This is a genomic window from Dactylosporangium aurantiacum (genome assembly GCF_000716715.1).
GTDB classification, from domain to species: domain Bacteria; phylum Actinomycetota; class Actinomycetes; order Mycobacteriales; family Micromonosporaceae; genus Dactylosporangium; species Dactylosporangium aurantiacum.
Map to the genome: position 1 here is coordinate 62,559 of NZ_JNYJ01000043.1, position 18,745 is coordinate 81,303.

Annotated in this window: 17 protein-coding genes and 2 pseudogenes; 11 read left to right on the forward strand and 8 right to left on the reverse strand. The window is 76.0% G+C overall.

Translation table 11 applies throughout. The features are described 5' to 3' along the window. Window positions 1-19 precede the first annotated feature (19 nt). On the reverse strand, window positions 20-1,201 hold the full coding sequence (locus OP18_RS53610) for a sensor histidine kinase (protein WP_052387938.1): 1,182 nt from the start codon (window positions 1,199-1,201) through the stop codon (window positions 20-22). Then, window positions 1,201-1,845 carry a hypothetical protein gene (locus tag OP18_RS37940; protein ID WP_033364000.1) on the reverse strand — a complete coding sequence of 215 codons (645 nt, stop codon included), beginning with the start codon at window positions 1,843-1,845 and terminating at the stop codon, window positions 1,201-1,203. Before OP18_RS37940 ends, OP18_RS53610 begins: the two co-directional genes overlap by 1 nt. 182 nt (window positions 1,846-2,027) lie before the next feature. On the opposite strand from OP18_RS37940, the gene argS reads away from it, so the two are divergent. Continuing rightward, complete coding sequence (gene argS / locus OP18_RS37945; RefSeq protein WP_033364001.1) at window positions 2,028-3,713, forward strand: arginine--tRNA ligase; 1,686 nt, start codon at window positions 2,028-2,030, stop codon at window positions 3,711-3,713. A 23-nt stretch (window positions 3,714-3,736) separates the two neighbouring features. Here argS and OP18_RS37950 read toward each other — a convergent pair whose 3' ends face one another. Continuing rightward, window positions 3,737-4,945, reverse strand: a complete 1,209-nt coding sequence (locus tag OP18_RS37950) for a glycosyltransferase family 2 protein (protein ID WP_033364002.1) — start codon at window positions 4,943-4,945, stop codon at window positions 3,737-3,739. Window positions 4,946-5,035: 90 nt separating this feature from the next. Then, window positions 5,036-6,130: a glycosyltransferase family 4 protein gene (locus tag OP18_RS37955; protein WP_033364003.1), complete on the reverse strand. Its 1,095-nt coding sequence runs from the start codon at window positions 6,128-6,130 to the stop codon at window positions 5,036-5,038. Between the two features lie 174 nt (window positions 6,131-6,304). Here OP18_RS37955 and OP18_RS53615 point away from each other — a divergent pair, with 174 nt between their 5' ends. The 8 genes and pseudogenes from OP18_RS53615 to OP18_RS37990 all read left to right on the forward strand — a co-directional run bounded on the left by OP18_RS53615 (window position 6,305) and on the right by OP18_RS37990 (window position 12,817). Beyond that, window positions 6,305-6,700: a hypothetical protein gene (locus OP18_RS53615; protein ID WP_156090078.1), complete on the forward strand. Its 396-nt coding sequence runs from the start codon at window positions 6,305-6,307 to the stop codon at window positions 6,698-6,700. Next, window positions 6,700-7,824, forward strand: coding sequence for a sensor histidine kinase (locus OP18_RS37965; protein ID WP_033364004.1), 1,125 nt, complete (start codon window positions 6,700-6,702; stop codon window positions 7,822-7,824). Before OP18_RS53615 ends, OP18_RS37965 begins: the two co-directional genes overlap by 1 nt. Continuing rightward, window positions 7,821-8,099: pseudogene (locus tag OP18_RS62695) on the forward strand (response regulator); the annotation flags it as partial. The gene OP18_RS37965 and the pseudogene OP18_RS62695, both read left to right, overlap by 4 nt. A 163-nt stretch (window positions 8,100-8,262) precedes the next feature. Beyond that, complete coding sequence (locus tag OP18_RS62700) at window positions 8,263-8,427, forward strand: response regulator transcription factor (protein WP_425388686.1); 165 nt, start codon at window positions 8,263-8,265, stop codon at window positions 8,425-8,427. A 423-nt stretch (window positions 8,428-8,850) separates the two neighbouring features. Beyond that, window positions 8,851-10,263 (forward strand): DUF1996 domain-containing protein, encoded by a 1,413-nt coding sequence (locus OP18_RS37975; protein ID WP_033364005.1) that lies wholly within the window; start codon window positions 8,851-8,853, stop codon window positions 10,261-10,263. A gap of 96 nt (window positions 10,264-10,359) precedes the next feature. Beyond that, window positions 10,360-11,520, forward strand: coding sequence for a sensor histidine kinase (locus OP18_RS53620; protein WP_156090079.1), 1,161 nt, complete (start codon window positions 10,360-10,362; stop codon window positions 11,518-11,520). After that, window positions 11,517-12,164, forward strand: a complete 648-nt coding sequence (locus OP18_RS37985) for a LuxR C-terminal-related transcriptional regulator (protein WP_033364006.1) — start codon at window positions 11,517-11,519, stop codon at window positions 12,162-12,164. The genes OP18_RS53620 and OP18_RS37985 overlap by 4 nt, the downstream gene beginning before the upstream one ends. After that, window positions 12,146-12,817 (forward strand): carbohydrate-binding protein, encoded by a 672-nt coding sequence (locus OP18_RS37990; protein ID WP_033364007.1) that lies wholly within the window; start codon window positions 12,146-12,148, stop codon window positions 12,815-12,817. Before OP18_RS37985 ends, OP18_RS37990 begins: the two co-directional genes overlap by 19 nt. 19 nt (window positions 12,818-12,836) lie before the next feature. Here OP18_RS37990 and OP18_RS37995 read toward each other — a convergent pair whose 3' ends face one another. Together OP18_RS37995 and OP18_RS38000 are read right to left on the reverse strand one after the other, a co-directional pair. After that, complete coding sequence (locus OP18_RS37995; protein ID WP_033364008.1) at window positions 12,837-14,210, reverse strand: DUF1996 domain-containing protein; 1,374 nt, start codon at window positions 14,208-14,210, stop codon at window positions 12,837-12,839. A gap of 80 nt (window positions 14,211-14,290) precedes the next feature. Next, window positions 14,291-14,713 (reverse strand): MerR family transcriptional regulator, encoded by a 423-nt coding sequence (locus tag OP18_RS38000; protein WP_033364009.1) that lies wholly within the window; start codon window positions 14,711-14,713, stop codon window positions 14,291-14,293. A gap of 57 nt (window positions 14,714-14,770) precedes the next feature. Here OP18_RS38000 and OP18_RS38005 point away from each other — a divergent pair, with 57 nt between their 5' ends. Further along, window positions 14,771-15,622, forward strand: coding sequence for an SDR family NAD(P)-dependent oxidoreductase (locus OP18_RS38005; RefSeq protein ID WP_052387941.1), 852 nt, complete (start codon window positions 14,771-14,773; stop codon window positions 15,620-15,622). Here OP18_RS38005 and OP18_RS38010 read toward each other — a convergent pair. Beyond that, window positions 15,603-16,244: a response regulator gene (locus tag OP18_RS38010; protein ID WP_211273807.1), complete on the reverse strand. Its 642-nt coding sequence runs from the start codon at window positions 16,242-16,244 to the stop codon at window positions 15,603-15,605. The genes OP18_RS38005 and OP18_RS38010 overlap by 20 nt on opposite strands. Before the next feature lie 179 nt (window positions 16,245-16,423). After that, window positions 16,424-17,653: a sensor histidine kinase gene (locus tag OP18_RS38015; protein WP_245635664.1), complete on the reverse strand. Its 1,230-nt coding sequence runs from the start codon at window positions 17,651-17,653 to the stop codon at window positions 16,424-16,426. Between the two features lie 113 nt (window positions 17,654-17,766). Between OP18_RS38015 and OP18_RS61190 the strand changes: the two are divergent. Further along, window positions 17,767-17,892, forward strand: a pseudogene (locus tag OP18_RS61190) (transcriptional regulator); the annotation flags it as partial. Between the last annotated feature and the right edge of the window lie 853 nt (window positions 17,893-18,745).

Below are 18,745 nucleotides of genomic sequence, written 5' to 3' on the forward strand. Positions count from 1 at the left end.
ACGACGAGCACCGTCACCGTCATACCGGCGCCTCCGCCGCCCCGACCGGGGTGACCACCACGAGCTCCGTGCCGCCGCCCGGCACCGACGACACCCGCAGGGAGCCGCCGACGGCGCGGGCCCGCTCCGCCATGCCGACGATGCCGAGGTGCCCGTCGGCCTGCAGGTCGGCCAGGTCGCGCGGGGTGAAGCCGCGCCCGTCGTCGCGGACCCGCAGCTCCAGCCGGCCGGGGCCGCTGCGGACCGTGACGTCGACGTGCCGGGCACCGGCGTGCCGGGCCACGTTGTGCAGCGCCTCGGCGAGGATGCGGACCAGCTCGTACCGCACCTCGACGCCGGGCTCCACCGGTGCCGCGTCGACCCGGACCGGGATCCGCCAGCGGTCCGACCAGTCGTACGCGGTCGCCCGCACGGTCTCGGCGAACCCCAGGTCGAGCTGGTCGATGCGCAGGCCCTCGAGCAGCTGCCGGGCCTCCCGGGCGGCGGCCTCCGCGCCGCGGGACACGGTGCCGGCGAGCTGCTCGGCGAGCGCCGGGTGCCGGCGCAGCGACTGCGGCAGGGCGAGGGCGGCGAAGGACACGCCCCGCAGCGTCTTGGCGACCGAGTCGTGCAGCTCCCGGGCGAGCCGGGCCCGTTCGGACGCGGCCGCCGAGCGCTGCGCGGCGCCGATCACGTCGACGGCGAGGTCCAGGTGCCGCTGCAGGGCCGTGGTCGCGGCCGCCGCGCCGATCCCGGCGAGGACGCTGACCATCGGGAACGCGACGATGAACGCGGCCACGTCCGGCGGCGGGTCGTTGGCCCGCAGGACCGCGCCCGCCGCGGCGAAGCCGAGCGCCGCCTGCGCCGCCCACAGCGGCAGCGCCCGCATGCCGAGCAGCGCGCCGCCGAGCGCCGCGGCGCCCGCGACGTAGCAGAAGAACGCCATCCCGCCGCGGCTGAGCAGCAGCACCGCCACGGCGACGCCGAGGTCCGTGGCGAGGGCCGGCCACGGGTGACGGGTCACCGCGGGCCAGCGCGTCAGGACGCTCACCTCGGCGACGGTACCGGCGGCGACGACCGCGACGACGGCCAGGATCCGCCACCAGTCCTCGACGAGCAGCAGCCCGGCGGCCGCGGCGGTGGACGCGATCGCGGCCCGGCCGAGCAGGACCGCCCGGGCGATGGCGGCCGGGGCGGCGGCGGTGACGGCGAGCGGGCCCATCAGCGCAGCTGCAGGTCGTCGACGAAGAAGCGGTACGCGTTGGGCAGCATGTCGGTCGCCACGACCAGGTCGATGCGGCGCACCGGCCGGCCCGGGGCGAGCTCGCGCAGGTCGAGCTCGAACGGGGTCCACACGTCGACCGGGGCGGTCAGCACGACCGGCGGCACCCCGGACGGCTGGGTGGTCGCCGACACCGTGACCCGCAGGACGGTGCCGTGGACGCGGCCGCCGTAGACGCGCAACGTCAGGCGCGTCGCGGTGACCGGTCCGGCGGCGACGAGGGCGACGGCGGCGGTCTTCTCCTTCGGCTCGACCCGCAGCGCGACCTGGTCGGTGCCGGGCACGACCCCGTTGGTGACCACCTTGACCCCGACGCTCTGCACCGTCCAGCCGGTGCCGACCGCGGCGCCGTACACGGTGCACGACGGCCGGGCGCTGCCACCGGTCCCGCACGGCGGCGCCGCGGGGCTCGCGGTCGGACTCGCGGCGGGGCTCACGGGCGGGCTCTGCGATGACGGCGACACGGTGGGCGGCGCGGCGGGCGGTGACGTGGTCGGCAGGGCGGTGGGCGCCGGGTCGTGGTCGCGCGGCAGCAGCAGCGGTGGCACACCGACCGTCACCAGGCCGATGGCGACCGCCAGCACGCTGAGCCTGGTCCGTCGCGAGAAGATGCGGCCGAATCTACTGGAATTCGGTTGCCGCGCACCCGCGGTGCCCCGGTACGGTGGGCGGACCATGACTGCGACGAGGACTGCGGCTTCGCGACGACGACGGTGACACCCCACCGTCCGTCCCGTCCTGCCCCGCTCCCGTCTGGAGTCCCACGATGGTCGTGCCGTCGTTCGCTGCCCTGCTCACCGACCGGTTCGCCGCCGCGCTGCCCGACGCCGGCTTCGACCCGCAGATCCGCCTCTCCGAGCACGCCGACCTGCAGGCCGACGGTGTCCTCGGCGCCGCCCGGGCGCTGCGGCGCGACCCGCGGCAGCTCGCCGCCGAGGTCGCCGCGCGGCTCGACGGCGACGGGCTCATCGCCGGCCTGCGGGTGACCGGGCCCGGGTTCGTCAACCTCACGCTGAGCACCACCGCGCTGCTGGAGCGGGTCGCGGCACGGCTCGCCGACCCGCGACTCGGGGTGGGGCTGCCCGCCGCCGGGGCGCGGACCGTGCTGGACTACTCGCACCCGAACGTGGCGAAGGAGATGCACGTCGGGCACCTCCGCTCGACGATCATCGGGGACGCCCTGGCCCGGGTGCTGACCCATCTCGGCGGCACCGTCGTGCGGCAGAACCACATCGGCGACTGGGGCACCCAGTACGGGATGCTCATCCAGTACCTCGACGAGCACCCGGCGGACACGTCGGCGCTGACCGTGCGGTACCGGACCGCCTACGCCCTCTTCCAGCGCGACCCGGCGTTCGCGCAGCGGTGCCGGCGGCGGGTGGTGGCGCTGCAGGGCGGCGACCCGGCCAGCCTCGCCGCGTGGCGGGCGATGGTGCTGGAGTCGACGCGGTACTTCTCCGACGTGTACGAGCGGCTCGGCGTCCTGCTGACCGATGCCGACATCGCCGGTGAGAGCAGCTACAACCCGATGCTGGCCGGGGTCGCGGCGGACCTGGAGCGGCTCGGCGTCGCCCGGGTCAGCGACGGCGCGCTGTGCGTGTTCGACGCGGGCGACCCCGGTGCCGCGCCGCTCATCGTGCGCAAGAGCGACGGCGGGTACGGCTACCCCGCCACCGACCTGGCGGCCGTCCGGCACCGGGTCGCCGCCCTGCACGCCGGCCGGATCGTGTACGTCGTCGACGCGCGGCAGGCGCCGCACTTCCGGATGGTGTTCGACGCCGCGCGGCGGGCCGGCTGGCTGCCGCCGGAGGTCGAGGCGGTGCACGCCGCGTTCGGCATGGTGCTCGGCGCGGACGGCCGGCCGTTCAAGACCCGGTCCGGGGACACGGCGCCGCTGGTCGGGCTCCTCACCGAGGCGGTCGAGCGGGCCGCGGCCGTCGTCGCGGCGAAGAACCCGGCGCTCGGCCCGGACGACGTGGCGGCGCGGGCCCGGGACGTCGGGATCGGCGCGGTCAAGTACGCCGACCTGTCCACCAGCCGGACCCGCGACTACCTGTACGACCCGGACCGGATGATGGCGCTGACCGGCAACACCGGCGTGTACCTGCAGTACGCGCACGCCCGGCTGTGCTCGATCCTGGCCAGGGCCGGCGACCCGGCGCCCTTCGACCCGGCCGGCGGGGCGTTGCAGGACGTGGAGCGGGCGTTGATCCTGCGGCTGGACGGGTTCGGCGACGTGCTCACCGGCGTCGCGGGCGGCTGCGAGCCGCACCGGCTGTGCGCGTACCTCCACGACCTGGCGCAGACCGTGACGGCGTTCTACGAGCGGTGCCCGGTGCTGAAGGCCCCGCCGCCGCTGCGGGCGCAACGGGTCGCGCTGTGCGCGCTGACGGCCCGGACCCTGGCGACCGGCCTCGGGCTGCTCGGGATCGCCGCCCCGCCGCGCCTGTGACGGCGGGCCGGTCGCGGCCCGGGTCAGCCCTGCTCGGCCCCGACGAGGCCGCCGGCAGGCCGCTGCTGGTCGGCGCCGGTGCCCGGGTCGCCGGCCGGGACGGCCTGGTCGGCGTCGTCCGCGTCGGCGCCCGCGGCGGCCTGGATCGCCTGGGTGGCCTGGACCGCGGCGGGCACCGGGACGGCGGCCGCGGCGTCGCGCCACGGGCGGCCGCGGCGGTCGTCGCGGTGGCGGTCGGCGGCGCGGGCGGCGCGGTACAGCCGGACGTACAGCGCGGGGGCGAGCCTGATCAGCAGCACCCCGGCGGCGAGCAGCGGCTGCCGGTGACGCAGCGCGGTCCAGGCGTCGCGGGGGCGCACGGCGCGGCGGGCGGCGCAGACGGCGTCCCACGCGGGCACGGACAGCTCGCCGGGTGTCGAGCGGGCCGCGGCACCGGCGACGGCGAGGGCACCGGCGCGCAGGCGGAAGTGCAGCCGGGCCGCGGGCGACCCGGCGCCGGCGAGGACGAACAGCGCCTCGTCGACGGCGGCGGCCCGGTCGGCGACGCGCGGGTCGTAGCCGGCGACGGGGCGGCGCAGGTGGAAGTACGCGGGGCCGGCGACGTACGCGACGGTCCGCGCCCGCAGCAGCAGCCACGCCATGACGGCGACGTCCTCGTGCCGCGGGCCGGTCGGGAACGACAGGCCGTCCAGCAGGTCCCGGCGGATGAGCTTGTTCGTCACGCCCGCCCGGATGCGCTGGTACAGGAACTCCTCGACGGCCTGCGGTCCGGTCCACACGGCGCCGGTGGCGCGGCGGGGCAGCGGCGGGCCGGTGACGCCGTCCTCGGTCACCGGCACCGTGCCGGCCACCACGATGTCGGCGTCCGGCGTCGCCGAGGTGAGCGCGGCGAGCAGCCCCGGGTCGACCCAGTCGTCGCCGCCGACGAACCAGACGTAGTCGCCGGTCGCCGCGGCCAGCCCCGTGTTGCGGGCGGCGGACCGGCCGCGCGGCACGTCGTGGCGCAGGACCCGCACCGGGAACGGCGCCCCGCCCCGCACGGCCGCCAGGGCGGTGGCCGCGGCGGGGGTGGCGTCGTCGACCACGAGCAGCTCGACGGTGACGCCGTCGGGCACCCGCGTCGCGAGCACCGACCCGAGCGCCCGCCCGACCTGCCCGGCGTCGCCGGCAGGACCGCCCGGCGATCCGGCGGGGTCGTGGACGGGCATGATGACGCTGACCGTGACGCTCACCGGCCGACCACCTCCGCGGAACCGTGCTGACGGCACCGAAGGCGCCCCTGAACCGGCACAACGACCCGGGCCGGCGCCGGGACGCGCACGTCAACCCACCCGGGTGAGCGGCGGGGCCGGGACCGGGCCGAGCACGCGGGCGTACGCGTCGGCGAGGGCGGCCGCCTGCGCCTGCGGGGTGTGCCGGGCCGCGAACGCCTCCTGCAGCCGGGGGCGGCCCGGGCGGCCGGTGGTGAGGACCGTGCCGAGCTCGGCGGCGACCGCCTCGGCGGAGCCCAGGTCCGGGTCGAGGCCGAGGGAGTCCAGCGCGGGGATGCTGCGGGCGACCAGCGGCAGCCCGGCCGCGGCCGCCTCCAGCAGCGGCAGCGGGCAGCTCTCCCAGGCGGCGGTGTGCAGGTACACGTCGGCGGCGGCGAGATGGTTGCGCACCTCGGCGGGTGACCGCCAGCCGGTCACGCGGACCCCCGCGGCGCGCAGGGCGGCCTCCCCGCGCGGATCGCCACCGCCGACCCAGGTCCAGGTCACGCCGCTGCCGGCGAGCCGACCGTCGCGGTCGAGCAGGGCCTTGACCCGCAGCAGGAAGGCGGGATCCTTCTGCGCGCAGACCCGGCCGACGGTGACGATCGAGCCGTCGTGGCGGTGGCGGTCGGGCCGGGCGGTGCGGGCCCGGGTGGTGTTGGGCACGACGACGGCCGGCATGCCCAGCTCCTCGGCGAGCCGCGCCTCGCGGGGGCTGACGCAGACGGCGAGGTCGGTGGAGGCGGCCACGGCCCGCTCGGCGGCCCTTCGCAGGTGCGTGACGAGCGCCGGCACACCGGTGCGCTCGAAGCTGAAGCAGTGCGGCGTGAACAGGATCGCCGGCCCGGTCGCGGAGCGGGCCACCGCCGGGATCACGGTCCTTCCGACCAGTCCGGCCCAGGTGCCGTGCAGGTGCACGACGTGCGGCGCGACGGCGGGCAGCGTCTCGCGCAGCGCCCGGGCCAGGCGGACCTGCCCCGCGCCGGCGTCGCGGCTGCCGGCGAACAGGTCCTCGTACCGGACCGGGACCTCGCTGCCGGGCCGCCGCCGGAACACCAGGTGGTGCTCGAACTGCGGGGTCGACCGGACGAACTCGACGACCGCGCCGGCGACGCCGCCGCCCATCGCCCCGGTGACGTGCAGGATGCGCTGGATCTCACGCCGCATGTCTCGTCCTCCGTTCGCGCCCCGATGACCAGCCGTCGAACCACCTATACGGAACGTATCAGCGTAAACACCCTGTGTGCGTACATCCGACGCATATCACCCGGGCAGAACGCACGGGGATCCGGTGACACCGCGCACCTGCCCCGTGCCGCCGCCGGGGCGCACCGTCAGGGCATGACACGACTCCTGCACCGCCCCGGCGTGCACGCCGGCGTCCTCCTCGGCGTGCTCGGCCTCGCCGACCTCGGCCCGTTCGACCCCAGCGGGCCGATCACCTGGATCCTGCCGCTCGTCGCGCTCGGCTACCTCGTCGCCGCCCACCTGCGCCGCGCGCCCAGGCGCCGGCAGCTCGCCGGGTTGGCGATCTTCACCGGCGTCGCGGCCGTCACGCTGCTGCTCGACCCGGTCGTCGGCCAGTTCGTGCTCGCCGCCGGCTGGGTCGGCCACGCCGCCTGGGACTGGGCGCACCGCGACGGTTCGGTGGTGCCGCGCTGGTACGTCGACTGCTGCCTGCCCTTCGACCTGCTCGTCGCCGCCTCCCTGGTGGCCGCCGCCGTTAGCATCGGCTGATGGCGACGCGACCCGCAGACCGGCGGCTGCGCCGGGCCCGGCACGTCGCGCTCGCCGCGCTCGCCACCGGCGTGGCCGGCAGCCTCCTCGCGCCGGGGTGGGTCGTGCTGCGCGGAGGCCACCAGGTGCCGCTCGCGCTCGCCGGGGTCCTGGCCTTCGCCGCCGCGCACGCCGCGGCCCTGCACGCGGCGCTCACCCCGTGGCTGCCGGAGACGACGAGGACCCGGCGGCTGCTGTGGTACGCGGCAGCCGCCGCCCTCTCCGTCCCGCTGGTCGGCGCCACGGCCGGCCCGCGCGCCTGGGCGTGGATCGGCGCCACCGTCGTCGGCACCGCCCCGCTGCTCGGCCACCGGGGCGCCGCCCTGCTCGCCGCGCTCGCCCCGCCGCTGGTCGCCGCGGGCCTCGGCGGGTGGCGGCACGACGTGGCCTGGCCGGTGCTGCTCACCGCCGCCGTCGGCGCGGCCGTCGCCCTCGTGAACCGGCTGCAGCTGTGGTTCTGGGACCTGCTGCTCGACCTCGACCAGGGCCGGACCGCCCAGGCGTCGCTCGCCGCGGCCGAGGAGCGGCTGCGCTTCGCCCGTGACGTGCACGACCTGCTCGGCCACAGCCTGACCGTCATCGCGCTGAAGGCGGAGCTCGCCGCCCGGCTCGCCGCCGTCGACGCCGGCCGCGCCGCCCAGGAGGCCGCCGAGGCGCAGCGCCTCGCCGCCGGGGCGCTCACCGACGTCCGCGCCGCCGTCCACGGGTACCGCGACAGCGTGGACCTCACCGCCCAGCTCGACGACGTCCGCCGGCTGCTGGACTCCTGCGGCGTCCGCTGCACCGTCACCGCCCGCGGCACCGTGCCGCCGGCACCGGCCGCCCAGCTCGCCGCGGTGCTGCGCGAGGCCGTCACCAACCTCCTGCGGCACAGCAGCGCCACCTGGTGCACCATCGACGTCGCGGCCGGCCCGCCCGGCACCACGCTCACGATCACCAACGACGGCGCCGGAGCACGTACCCAGGACGGCGCCGACCCGCACGGTCACGGCCTTCGCGGGCTGGCCGAGCGCCTCGCCGAGGCCGGCGGCACCATCACCCACCGGGTCGACGGCGACCGGTTCGAGCTGCGGGCCACCGCGTGATCCGGGTCCTGCTCGCCGACGACGAGGAGCTGATCCGGGCCGCCCTCGCCGCGCTGCTCGGCCTGGAGGCGGACCTCGACGTCGTCGCGCAGGCCGCCGACGGCCGGGCGGCCCTGGACGCGGCCCTGGCGCACCGGCCCGACGTGGCCGTCGTCGACCTGGAGATGCCGGCCCTCGACGGGCTGCAGGTCACCGCCGAACTGACCCGGGCGCTGCCGGAGTGCGCGGTGGTGATCCTCACCGGCCGGGGCCGCCCCGCCCACCCGGCCCGGGCACTCGCCGCCGGCGCGAAGGGCTTCCTGGTGAAGGGCGCCCCGGGCGGCGCCCTCGCCGACGTGATCCGCCGGGTGCACGGCGGCGGCCGGTACGTCGACCCCGCCCTCGCCGCCGACGCCCTCGCCACCCCGCCGTGCCCGCTCACCCCCCCGCGAGCTGGACGTGCTGCGGCTCGCCGAGCACGGCACCCCGACCGCGGTCATCGCCCGCCGGACGAACCTGTCCGCCGGCACGGTCCGCAACTACCTGGCCGCCGCCACCCAGAAGCTCGGCGTCGCCGACCGCGCCGAGGCGTACGCCCTCGCCCACCGCCACGGCTGGCTGTAAACCGCCGTCCGTCACAGGCCCGACCGGCGGCAGCAATGCGACGGGGACGTAATCCCGCGAGGGGCTCGGTGCGGTGGTGCAGCACGGACCGCGACCACGCCACCCAGTCGCGCGGCCGCCAGGCCACGCGGAACCACGAAGGCCGCAGCACTCACCAGCGAAATACACATGGCCCATCGGTCCCGCACGCGAACCACAACCAACAGCCCTCAGCGCACCGAGAACCGGAGAGCGCTCTCCATCCAAGGCTTAAATTCCCCTGAGCTAGGGGCGAAATGTCCAACTTCGCACCGGCAGGACGTCGGAACGTATTGACGGACCGGCCAGGCGGGCGCAACATTTGGGAGAGCGCTCTCCAAAGCGGCGCTTCCCGCCACTGGTTCCCCGCCGGAGCCGGCACCCGCCCACACCCCTGGGAGCTCCATGAACACAAGACGGCTCAGAAGAATCCTGACCCCCATCGGGGTCACCACCGCGGTGGTCGCGTCGATGGTCGTCGGCGCGATCCAGCTCACGGCCGCCGACGCCGCCGACACCACCCTGCTCTCGCTCAACAAGCCGGCCCTCGCGTCCTCGCAGGAGCTCGGCGAGTCGCCGCCGGCCGGCGCGTTCGACAACAACCCGGGCACCCGCTGGGGCAGCCAGTGGAGCGACCCGCAGTGGCTGCGCGTCGACCTCGGCGCCACGGCGAGCATCACCCAGGTCGTGCTGCAGTGGGAGAACGCGTACGCCAAGGCGTTCCAGATCCAGACCTCGCCCGACGGCAACGCCTGGACGAGCATCTACAGCACCACCACCGGCACCGGCGGCACGCAGACGCTCAACGTCAACGGCTCCGGCCGCTACGTGCGGATGTACGGCACGCAGCGCGGCACCGGCTACGGCTACTCGCTGTGGGAGTTCAAGGTGTACGGCACGTCCACCGGGACCCAGCCGCCGACCAGCGGCCCCGGCTGGGTCGACGCCCCGAACCCGGTCATCGGCGTGACCCCGTCGACGGCGACCCCGCCGGCGACGAACCCGCCGACGACCCACCACGAGTTCCAGGCCAACTGCGCGGTCAGCCGCAGCAACCTCAACGACGACCCGATCGTGTTCTTCGGCCTGCCGGGCGCGTCGCACTCGCACACCTTCATGGGCAACACCACCACCAACGCGAACACGACCCTGCCGTCGCTGCAGGCCGGTGGCACCGCCTGCATCACGCCGGGCGACAAGACCGCGTACTGGATGCCGACCCTGCTCAACAACGGCGTCGCCGTGCAGCCCGTCGGCCGCCAGGTCATCTACTACAAGAGCGGCGTGCTCGACTACCGCAGCGTCCGCCCGATGCCGGCCGGTCTGCGGTTCGTCGTGGGCAGCCCGTCCTCCACGCTCGACCAGTTCAAGAACCACCCGGGCGCGGTCGAGGGCTTCGAGTGCGGTGACCTGGTCCGCCAGTGGGACATCCCGGCCAACTGCGCCGTGGGCAGCCAGCTCAACGTCCGGTTCCAGGCCCCGAGCTGCTGGGACGGGCTGCACCTGGACTCCCCCGACCACAAGGCGCACATGGCCTACCCGGTCGTCGGGGTCTGCCCGTCGTCGCACCCGGTCGCGGTCAACATGATCGAGTTCAAGATGGCGTGGCCGGTCAGCGGCAACATGGCGAACGTGGCGTTCTCCAGCGGCCGCGGGTACTCGTTCCACTACGACGTGTACAACGCCTGGGACGCGCCCACCCTGGCCGCGCTGACCACCCACTGCATCAACGGTGGCCTGCAGTGCGACCCGCGCGGCTACGACCAGTACAAGCCGGAGCGGGGCGCGGCGCTCAACGCGGACTACGTCCTGCCCTAACCGCCGGACGCACGGCCCGGCGCCCCACCCGCACCACGGGTGGGGCGCCGACTCGCGTCTATGTCCGGCGGCGCCGCGGGGCGTAGAGTCCCGGCCGTGGGGCAGCATGTCGACAGGGTGGTGGCACCGGCCGCCCTCGGACGTGCGGTGCTGCTCGGCCGGGCGGCCGTCACGCTGACCGCCGGCGCCGCCGGGCTGCGGCTGGTCGCCGACCCCCGCCCGCTGCTGGCCGCGCTCGCCCTCGTCGCGGTGACCACCGCCGCCGGGCTCGCCGTGCTGTCGCGCCACCCGCACGTCGCCGGCCACCCGGTGCCCGTGCTCGCCGCCGACACCGCCGCCGTGCTCGGCGTCCTCGCCCTCGACGGGGGCGGCGTCACCTACTCCTGCTGCGCCGTCGGCGCGTCCGCGCTCGCCGGGGCCCTCGCCGGCATGTGGGCGCTGCTGCCCGCGGCGGCGCACACCGCGCTCGGCTACACCGTCGCCGCCGCGGTCCTGCCCACCGGCGCCGACCCGCGCCTCGCCGGCTTCGTGCTGGCGTTCCCGATCGCGTGCGTGCTCGCCGCGGCCGGGGCCGCCGTCGCCACCGCGGCGCTGCGCCGGTACATGGAGCTGTCGGTGCGGGTGGTCGCGTCGGCGCAACGTACCGCGGCCGCCTCCGAACGCGCCCGCCTCGCCCGGGAGCTGCACGACTCCGTCACCAAGACGCTGCGCGGCGTGTCCTTCGCCGCGCTCGCCCTGCCCCAGTCGCTGCGCCGCCACCCGGACCTGGCCGAGCAGCTCGCCGGCACCGTGTCCCGCGGCGCGGAGGCCGCCGCGCAGGAGGCCCGGGAGCTCGTCGACGGCCTGCGCCTCGACACGCCCGACGGCGACTTCGCCGGCATCGTCGAGGAGATCTGCCGGCGGTGGTCGCAGGCGCACGGCATCCCGGTCCGCCTCGCCGCGGCACCGGTCGACCCGCCGGTCGCGGTGCGGTACGAGCTGTGCCGCATCCTGCAGGAGGCGCTGCAGAACGTGGCCCGGCACGCCTCGGCCCGGCAGGTCGGCGTCGCCGTCCGCGGCGTCCCGGGCCGGCTGGAGCTGCGGGTCCACGACGACGGGCGCGGCTTCGGGCTGCCCGCCGACCTGGCGCAGCTGCGCGCCGCCCGGCACTTCGGGCTGATCGGCATGTACGAGCGGGCCGCCACCGTCAACGGCAGCCTGCACGTCGCGTCCTCGCCGGGCCGCGGCACGACCGTCGAGGTGACGGTGCCGGCATGATCGACGTGCTGGTGGTCGACGACAACCCGATCGTGCGGGCGGCGCTGCGCGGGTACCTCGACGGGCTGGACGGTGTACGCGTGGTCGCCGAGGCCGCCGACGGGCGCGAGGCCGTCGCCCGGGCCCTGGCGCACCGGCCGGCGGTGACGCTGCTGGACCACCGGATGCCGGTCGCCGACGGGCTCTCCGCCCTCGAGGAGCTGAGCCGGCTCACCGGCGTCCTCGTCATCACCAGCGACGCCGGCGCCGACCTCATCGGCGCGATGCTGCGCGGCGGCGCCCGCGGCTACCTCGTCCACGGCGCGTTCGACCCCGACGAGCTGCGCCGGGCGGTGCTCGCCGTCGCCGCCGGGCAGGGGTGGCTGTCGCCGGTCGCGGCGGCCGTCGCCACCGCGACCGTGCGGGCGCAGGCGTCCCGGGAGGACCTCGCCGAGCGGCAGGAGCGGACCCTCGCCCGGTTCCGGCTGACCCGCCGCGAGCGCGACGTGCTCGACCTGCTCGCGGAAGGGCTGTCCAACGCGGCGATCGCGCACCGCCTGCTGCTGACGGAGAAGACGGTGAAGAACCACCTGCACCACATCTTCACGAAGCTGGGCGTCAGCGGCCGCATGGAGGCCGTGCTGCTGTGGACCGGCCGCCGGTGACCGGCGACGCCACGGTGCACGCCGAGGGGCGGGTGTGGCCGCGCCGGCTCGGCTGGGCGGCCCTCGCGGCCGCGGTCGCGGCGACGGCGACGTTCGTGCCGCCGCTGGTGCTGCCGGACGGCCGCGACCACCCGCCGGCCGCGACCGCCCCGACACCCCCGCGCACCTCCCCGCCGGCCACCGAACCGGCGGCCACGCCGTCCCCGGCGGCGGGCGGCACCACGCCGGCGGTGGTGCCACGCACCCCCTCCGCGAAGCCGTCGGCGTCGGCCGGGTTCGCCCCGATCAGCCTGCACGCGGCCGACGAGGCCAACCTGCGCAACGGCGCCCGGATCATCGAGTGCCCGACCTGCGTCGGCGGCAGCCGGGTCGGCTACATCGGCGGGCCGAACACCCTGGCGATCCGGGTCGCGGACGTCCCGGCGGCCGGCGAGCGGACCCTGACCGTCACATACGAGACGGCGGAGACCCGCACGCTGCGCGTGTCCGTCGGCGACGGGCCCGTGCACACCCTGACCCTCAGCGGCGCCGGCGACTGGCGCATCCCGGCGAGCGTGTCGCTGCGGGTACACCTGCCGGCGGGCACCAGCTGGGTCAGGTTCTTCAACGACGCCGGACCGGCCCCCGACGTCAACCGCATCGAGCTGCGCTGACGCCGGGGGACGGCTCAGGTCAGAACGTGCCGGCGGTGTTGCACTTGGCCCGCTGCACCACGCAGTTCTTCACCCGCTTGCCGAGCGCGGTGTTGTCCCAGGCCAGGAACGCGTCGCCGTGGAACGACGAGGCCATCCCCGACGACAGCGTGAACCCGTCGGCGGAGCCCGGCGTCGGGTACGCGATGACGAACGACACCGACGGGATCGCCACCGGGAACGCGGCGGGGCAGGTGCCGTCGTTGGTGTAGGCGACGTGCCCCTTGTGGGTCGGGCTGTCCAGGTGCACACCGTCCCAGCAGTCCTGGAAGACGAGCTGGAACAGCAGCGACGCGCCGGGCGCGCACCGGGGCCAGTTGCCGTCGGCGCTGCGGCCGGCCTCGCCGCCGGGGCCCGCGCAGTAGAACTGGTTGACCGTGCCGGCCGGGGTCGGCGCCTGCAGCTTCGCGTCGCCGGCGATCATCCGGAAGCCCTGCGGGAACGGCACCGTCCGGCTGGAGTCGGTGAGGCGGGAGCCGTAGTAGACGACGACGGCCTTCGGCTCGACGGGCTGGCCGTGCTCGTACAGCGTCGGCACCCAGTACGCGGAGAGGTCCGGCGCCGGCGCGCAGCTGGTGCCGGCGTTGGCCAGCAGCGTGTCCGTGGTGCTGTTCGCGTCGGTGCTGCGGTTGCCGATGAAGCTGTGCATGTGCGACGCGCCCGGCAGGCCGGGGAAGACGATCGGGTCGTCCTTGCGCGAGTGGCTGTACGTGCACGACGCGTTGAACTCCGGGACGCGCACCGCGTCCGCCGGCGCCGGGTCCATCGGCAGCGCGTTGAACGCGGCCAGTTGCGCGTTCCACTTCGCCTGGTCGACCCGTACCCAGCCGGTGCCGGACGCGGAGGCGGACGGGGTACCGCTGCCGCCGACGCCGGTGAACGAGAACCAGTTGATGTTCACGAAGTCGGCGCCGCTGCCGGCCCGCACGACCGCGAACACCGCCTGCGGGCCCGCCGTCGCGTGGGTGCCGGTCGCGGACAGCGTCGTCCACGCCTGCCAGCCGCCGGTGGGCGCGATCGGGAACTGGGCGAGCAGCGGCCCGCTCACCGAGCCGGTGCGCAGCTCCACGGTGCCGGAGCCGGTGGCGGAGGCGACCCGCGCCGTGACGGTGACGCCGCCGGCCGGGCCGAGGTCGACGCCGTCGAACCGCATCCAGTCGCCGTTGGCGAGGTACGCGACGTTCTGGCCGCCGCCGGTGTCGACGGTGGTCTCGACCTGGACGCCGGACTGCGCGGCGTACGCCTCGGCCTGCACGACGACCGTGGTCGCCGCGTCGGCCATGGTGACCGCGGTGACGGTGACGCCGGCGAGCGCGACGGCGAGGACGCCGGCCGCGCGCCTGAGTCTGGACATGATGCTCCTCCTGGCGGGAAGGGGAACGGGATGCGTTCCACGCTAGGAGCCGCCGCCGGTGGGCACCTGAGTCCAAAGGTTCAGTCGGGGGGCCCAATTCCCGTCCACAGGTCCGCGGCGGTGCCGACGTCGACGTGCCGCTCGTACGTGGCGACCTTCCCCGCGATCAGGCCGAGACAGTCGTGCAGCTCGGCCAGCTGCCGCTCGATCCTGCCCTGGTGCTCGCGCAGCAGCTCCAGGCGCTCGGACTCGTTGCCGGGGCCGGCCTTGACCAGCTCCACGAACCGCCGGATCGACTGCAGCGGCATGCCGGTCGCCCGCAGCTTCGTGCACACCTCGAGCCAGTCCAGGTCGGCCTGGCAGTAGACCCTCCGGCCGGTCGCGGAGCGGCGGACCTCCGTGGTGAAGAGCCCTTCCCGCTCGTACATGCGCAACGTGTGGACGCTGAGTCCGGTGCGCTCGGCGACCTGGCCGATGCTCAGCGCCGTGTCGAGGACCGTCATGGCTGGCAGGGTACCGCCGTTGACCTAGACCACGGTCTAGGAAATAGCGTCCGCCGCATGACCCATCCCACTGCGGACGACGTCCTGCGCGGCGTCGACCTGACCGGCCGGACCGCGATCGTCACCGGCGGCACGTCCGGCATCGGCCTGGAGACCGCGACCGCGCTCGCCCGGGCCGGCGCCCGCGTCGTCGCCGGCGCCCGCGTCGTGACCTCGGTGCCCGGCGTGGAGGTGCGCCGGCTGGACCTCGCCGACCTCGACCAGGTCCGCGAGTTCGCCGCCGGCTTCGACACCGTCGACATCCTGATCGCCAACGCCGGCATCATGGCGTGCCCGCTCACCCGCGTCGGGCCGGGGTGGGAGGCGCAGTTCGCGATCAACCACCTCGGGCACTTCGCGCTCGTGCACCACCTGTGGCCGGCGCTGCTGCGCGGCCGGGACGCCCGGGTCGTCGTGGTGTCCTCCAACGCGAAGCCCGACGCGCCGATCCGCTGGGACGACCCGCACTTCACCACGGGCTACGACAAGTGGGCCGCCTACGGGCAGTCGAAGGCCGCGAACGCCCTCTTCGCCGCGCAGCTGGACGTGTTCGGTCAGGCGGCGGCGGGTGTACGGGCGAGCTCCACCCATCCCGGCGCGATCCTGACCCCGCTGCAGCGGCACCTGACCCGGGACGAGATGGTGGCGGCCGGCTGGATCGACGAGGCGGGACGGGCCGCGCCGTACTTCAAGACCACCGCGCAGGGCGCGGCGACGCAGGTGTGGGCGGCGATCACCCCGGAGGCCGCGGGCCGGCACTGCGACGACTGCGCGGTGACACCGTTCCGGCCGTCGCCGGACGACGCCGCGCGCCTGTGGACGATGTCGGCGGCGATGACGGGCCTGCCGGCTACGCCCGCAGGTACGTGAGGACGGCGAGCACGCGACGGTGCCCCTCGTCGGCGCCGGGCAGGTCCAGCTTCGCGAAGATGTTGCCGATGTGCTTGGCGACGGCGGCGTCACCGATGTGCAGCGCCCGGGCGATCCACGCGTTGGACCGCCCCTCCGCCATCAGCCCCAGCACCTCCCGCTCGCGGGGCGTCAACCGGTCCAGCGGGTCGGTGGTGCGCTGCCGCGTCAGCAGCTGCCGCACCACGTCCGGGTCGATGACGGTCTCCCCCGCCGCGACCCGCGCGACGGCGTCGGCGAAGTCGGCGATGTCACCGACCCGGTCCTTCAGCAGGTAACCGACGCCGGCCGTCCCGGCGGGCGCGAGGAGCTCGGCGGCGTAGGCGGTCGCCGTGTACTGCGACAGCACCAGCACCGCCGGCTGCGGGTCACCGGCACGCAGCGCGATGGCGGCGCGCAGCCCTTCGTCGGTGTGGGTCGGCGGCATCCGTACGTCGGTGATGACGAGATCCGGCCGGTGCCGCTCGGCGGCCGCGAGGAGCGCCTCGGCGTCCCCGACGGCGGCGGCGACCGTGTGCCCGAACCGCTCGAGCAGGCTCGCCACCCCTTCGCGCAGCAGCACGGCGTCGTCGGCGAGCACGATGCGGTACCGGCCCGCCGGCGCGCCGGCTGGGGTGGCGGCCGGATCGGCTGGCGTGACGGCCGGGTCGGGTGGCGTGACGGCCGGGTCGGGTGGCGTGCCGGCCGGGCCGGCTGGGGTGTCGGTTCGGCCGGCTGGGGTGTCGGTCGGGCCGGCTGGGGTGGCGGTCACGCCGGCTGACGTTAGGTCAGGGCGCACGGCAGGTCCACCCGCAGCGTCGTCGGTCCGCCGGCCGGGCTGGTCACGGCGAACGTGCCGTCCATCACCGCGGCCCGGTCGGCGAGGCCCCGCAGCCCGGTCCCGCCGGCCGGGTCGGCGCCGCCCGCGCCGTCGTCGGTGACCGCCACCGTGAGCCGCCCACCGGTGACCCGCCCGCTGACCGTGACCCGCGACGCCCGGGCGTGCCTGACCGCGTTCGTCAGCGCCTCGCACACGACGAAGTACGCGGTCGTCTCCACCGCCGCCGGCAGCCGCCGCGGCAACGGCAGGTCGACGAGCACCGGCAGCCGGCAACGCTCGGCGAGCTCACCGACCGCGGCCGGCAACCCCAGGTCGGTGAGCACCTGTGGGTGGATGCCGTGGATCAGCTCCCGGATCGCGGCCAGGGCCTGCCGGGCCTGCCGCTGCGCGTCGTCCAGCAGGGCCGCCGCCCGGCCGCCCTGGTCCGGCGCCAGCTCCAGCCGGGCCAGCCCCAGCGTCATCGACAGCAGCACCAGGTGCTGCTGCGCACCGTCGTGCAGGTCCCGCTCGATCCTGCGACGCTCGGCCTCGAACGCGCTGACCAGCCGCCCGCGCGAGCGCGCCAGCTCCTCGACCCGCCGGTTGAGCTCCGCGTCGCGCGGCGCGAGCAGCCACCGGGCGAACGCCGCCTGCGTCCCGGCCAGCGCGGCCAGGGCGTACAGGCACACCACCGTCGCCGGCACCGCCAGCACCATCGCGACCAGCGCCTCGTCGCGGGTGTCCGCGACGAACGGGCCGAACACCAACGGCTCCCCCATCGCCACGATCGCCGGCGCCGCCGCCACGGCCAGGCAGTTGAGGAGCAGCCCGAGGCTGACGAGGTCGCCGATCAGCAGGACCGAGGCGAGGGCCAGCACGTACCCGAGCTCCCGCCACGTCGCCCCCTCCCCGAGCCGCGCCCTGAGCCACCCACCCAGCCCGGGCGGCGGCGTCGCGTGCGGGCTGGCCACCGGCACCGGGTCGAGCACCCGCAGCCGCCGCCGCTCCAGCGCCCCCACCGGCAGCCCCAGGAACACCACCACCGGCGGGAACAGCAAGCCGGCCACGAGCCCCATGAGCAGCCCGACCCCGACGGCGACGCTGCCCACCAGGTACAGCAGGCACCGCAACGGCCAGCTCGACAGCAGGAACCGGTCCGGTCGCCCCGCCATCGCCTGCCACACTCCAGTCACGCCCCCGACCCTACGGCTGCGGCTGTTGTGCGCTCACGGGTGCGCGCTGGACGCCTTCCGGTAGACCTGGCTCTACCGTCTTTTTTGTCGTACCTGGTGGTTAGGGTGGCGGCGTGAATCGGACGGACAGGTTGTATGCGCTGGTCGAGGAGCTGCGCGCGGTCGCCCCTCGCCCGCGCAGCGCCCGCTGGCTCGCCACCCGCTTCGAGGTCTCCACCCGCACCGTGGAGCGCGACATCAGCGCCCTGCAGCAGTCCGGCGTCCCGATCTGGGTGTCCCTCGGCCGCTCCGGCGGCTATGCCCTCGACCGCTCCCACACCCTGCCCCCGCTGAACATGACCCCCGCGGAGGCGGTCGCGATCGCCGTCGCCCTGCACCGCCTCGACGGCACCCCGTTCCACCACGCCGCCCGCGCCGCCCTGCACAAGCTCCTCGCCGTGATGCCCGCCGCCGACGTCCGCCGCGCCGAGGACCTGGCCGCCCGCATCCACCTCGTCCAGGGCGCCGACCCCGGCCCCGCCCCGTTCTCCCGCGCCGCCACCGGCGGTTCGCCGGCAGGCTTCCCTTCCAGGGGCGCCTGCTCGGGCGGAGCTTCGTCCACGGGCGTCTCGTCGGGCGGGGCTTCGTGCACGGGCGTCATGTCGGGTGGGGCTTCGTCCACGGGCGTCATGTCGGGTGGGGCTTCGTCCGCAGGGGCCCTCTCAGGGAAAGCCGCCGCCGCAGGCGCGTCCTCGGGCGGAGCTTCCGCCGGCGCCCTCCCAGACGGCGCCTCTTTCGCAGACGCCCCCTTTGCCGATGCGTGCTTCAGTGGCGCCCCGCCCGCCAGCGTCCCGTCCACTGGCGCGCCCTCCGATCGGGCCTGCTCCACCGGCGCGCCCTCCGATCGCGCCTCCTCCACCGGCGCGCCCTCCGCGCCCGGCACCTCGCCCGCCGGCGCCTCCCCTGACAACGTCCCGTCCGGTGACGTGTCCTCCGGGCACGCCTCGTTCACCGGCACCTCGTCGACCCGCGCCTCCTCCGCCAGCGCCACGTCCGTCAGCGCCACGTCCGTCAGCGCCACGTCCGTCAGCGCCACGTCCGTCAGCGCCACGT

What these genes read in the sequence shown, in the direction of transcription:
- OP18_RS53610 (WP_052387938.1), bottom strand. Translation starts at nt 1,201, where the DNA reads ATGGGCCCGCTCGCCGTCACCGCCGCCGCCCCGGCCGCCATCGCCCGG.
- argS (WP_033364001.1), top strand. Translation starts at nt 2,028, where the DNA reads ATGGTCGTGCCGTCGTTCGCTGCCCTGCTCACCGACCGGTTCGCCGCC.
- OP18_RS37955 (WP_033364003.1), bottom strand. Translation starts at nt 6,130, where the DNA reads ATGCGGCGTGAGATCCAGCGCATCCTGCACGTCACCGGGGCGATGGGC.
- OP18_RS53615 (WP_156090078.1), top strand. Translation starts at nt 6,305, where the DNA reads ATGACACGACTCCTGCACCGCCCCGGCGTGCACGCCGGCGTCCTCCTC.
- OP18_RS37965 (WP_033364004.1), top strand. Translation starts at nt 6,700, where the DNA reads ATGGCGACGCGACCCGCAGACCGGCGGCTGCGCCGGGCCCGGCACGTC.
- OP18_RS37975 (WP_033364005.1), top strand. Translation starts at nt 8,851, where the DNA reads ATGAACACAAGACGGCTCAGAAGAATCCTGACCCCCATCGGGGTCACC.
- OP18_RS37985 (WP_033364006.1), top strand. Translation starts at nt 11,517, where the DNA reads ATGATCGACGTGCTGGTGGTCGACGACAACCCGATCGTGCGGGCGGCG.
- OP18_RS37995 (WP_033364008.1), bottom strand. Translation starts at nt 14,210, where the DNA reads ATGTCCAGACTCAGGCGCGCGGCCGGCGTCCTCGCCGTCGCGCTCGCC.
- OP18_RS38000 (WP_033364009.1), bottom strand. Translation starts at nt 14,713, where the DNA reads ATGACGGTCCTCGACACGGCGCTGAGCATCGGCCAGGTCGCCGAGCGC.
- OP18_RS38005 (WP_052387941.1), top strand. Translation starts at nt 14,771, where the DNA reads ATGACCCATCCCACTGCGGACGACGTCCTGCGCGGCGTCGACCTGACC.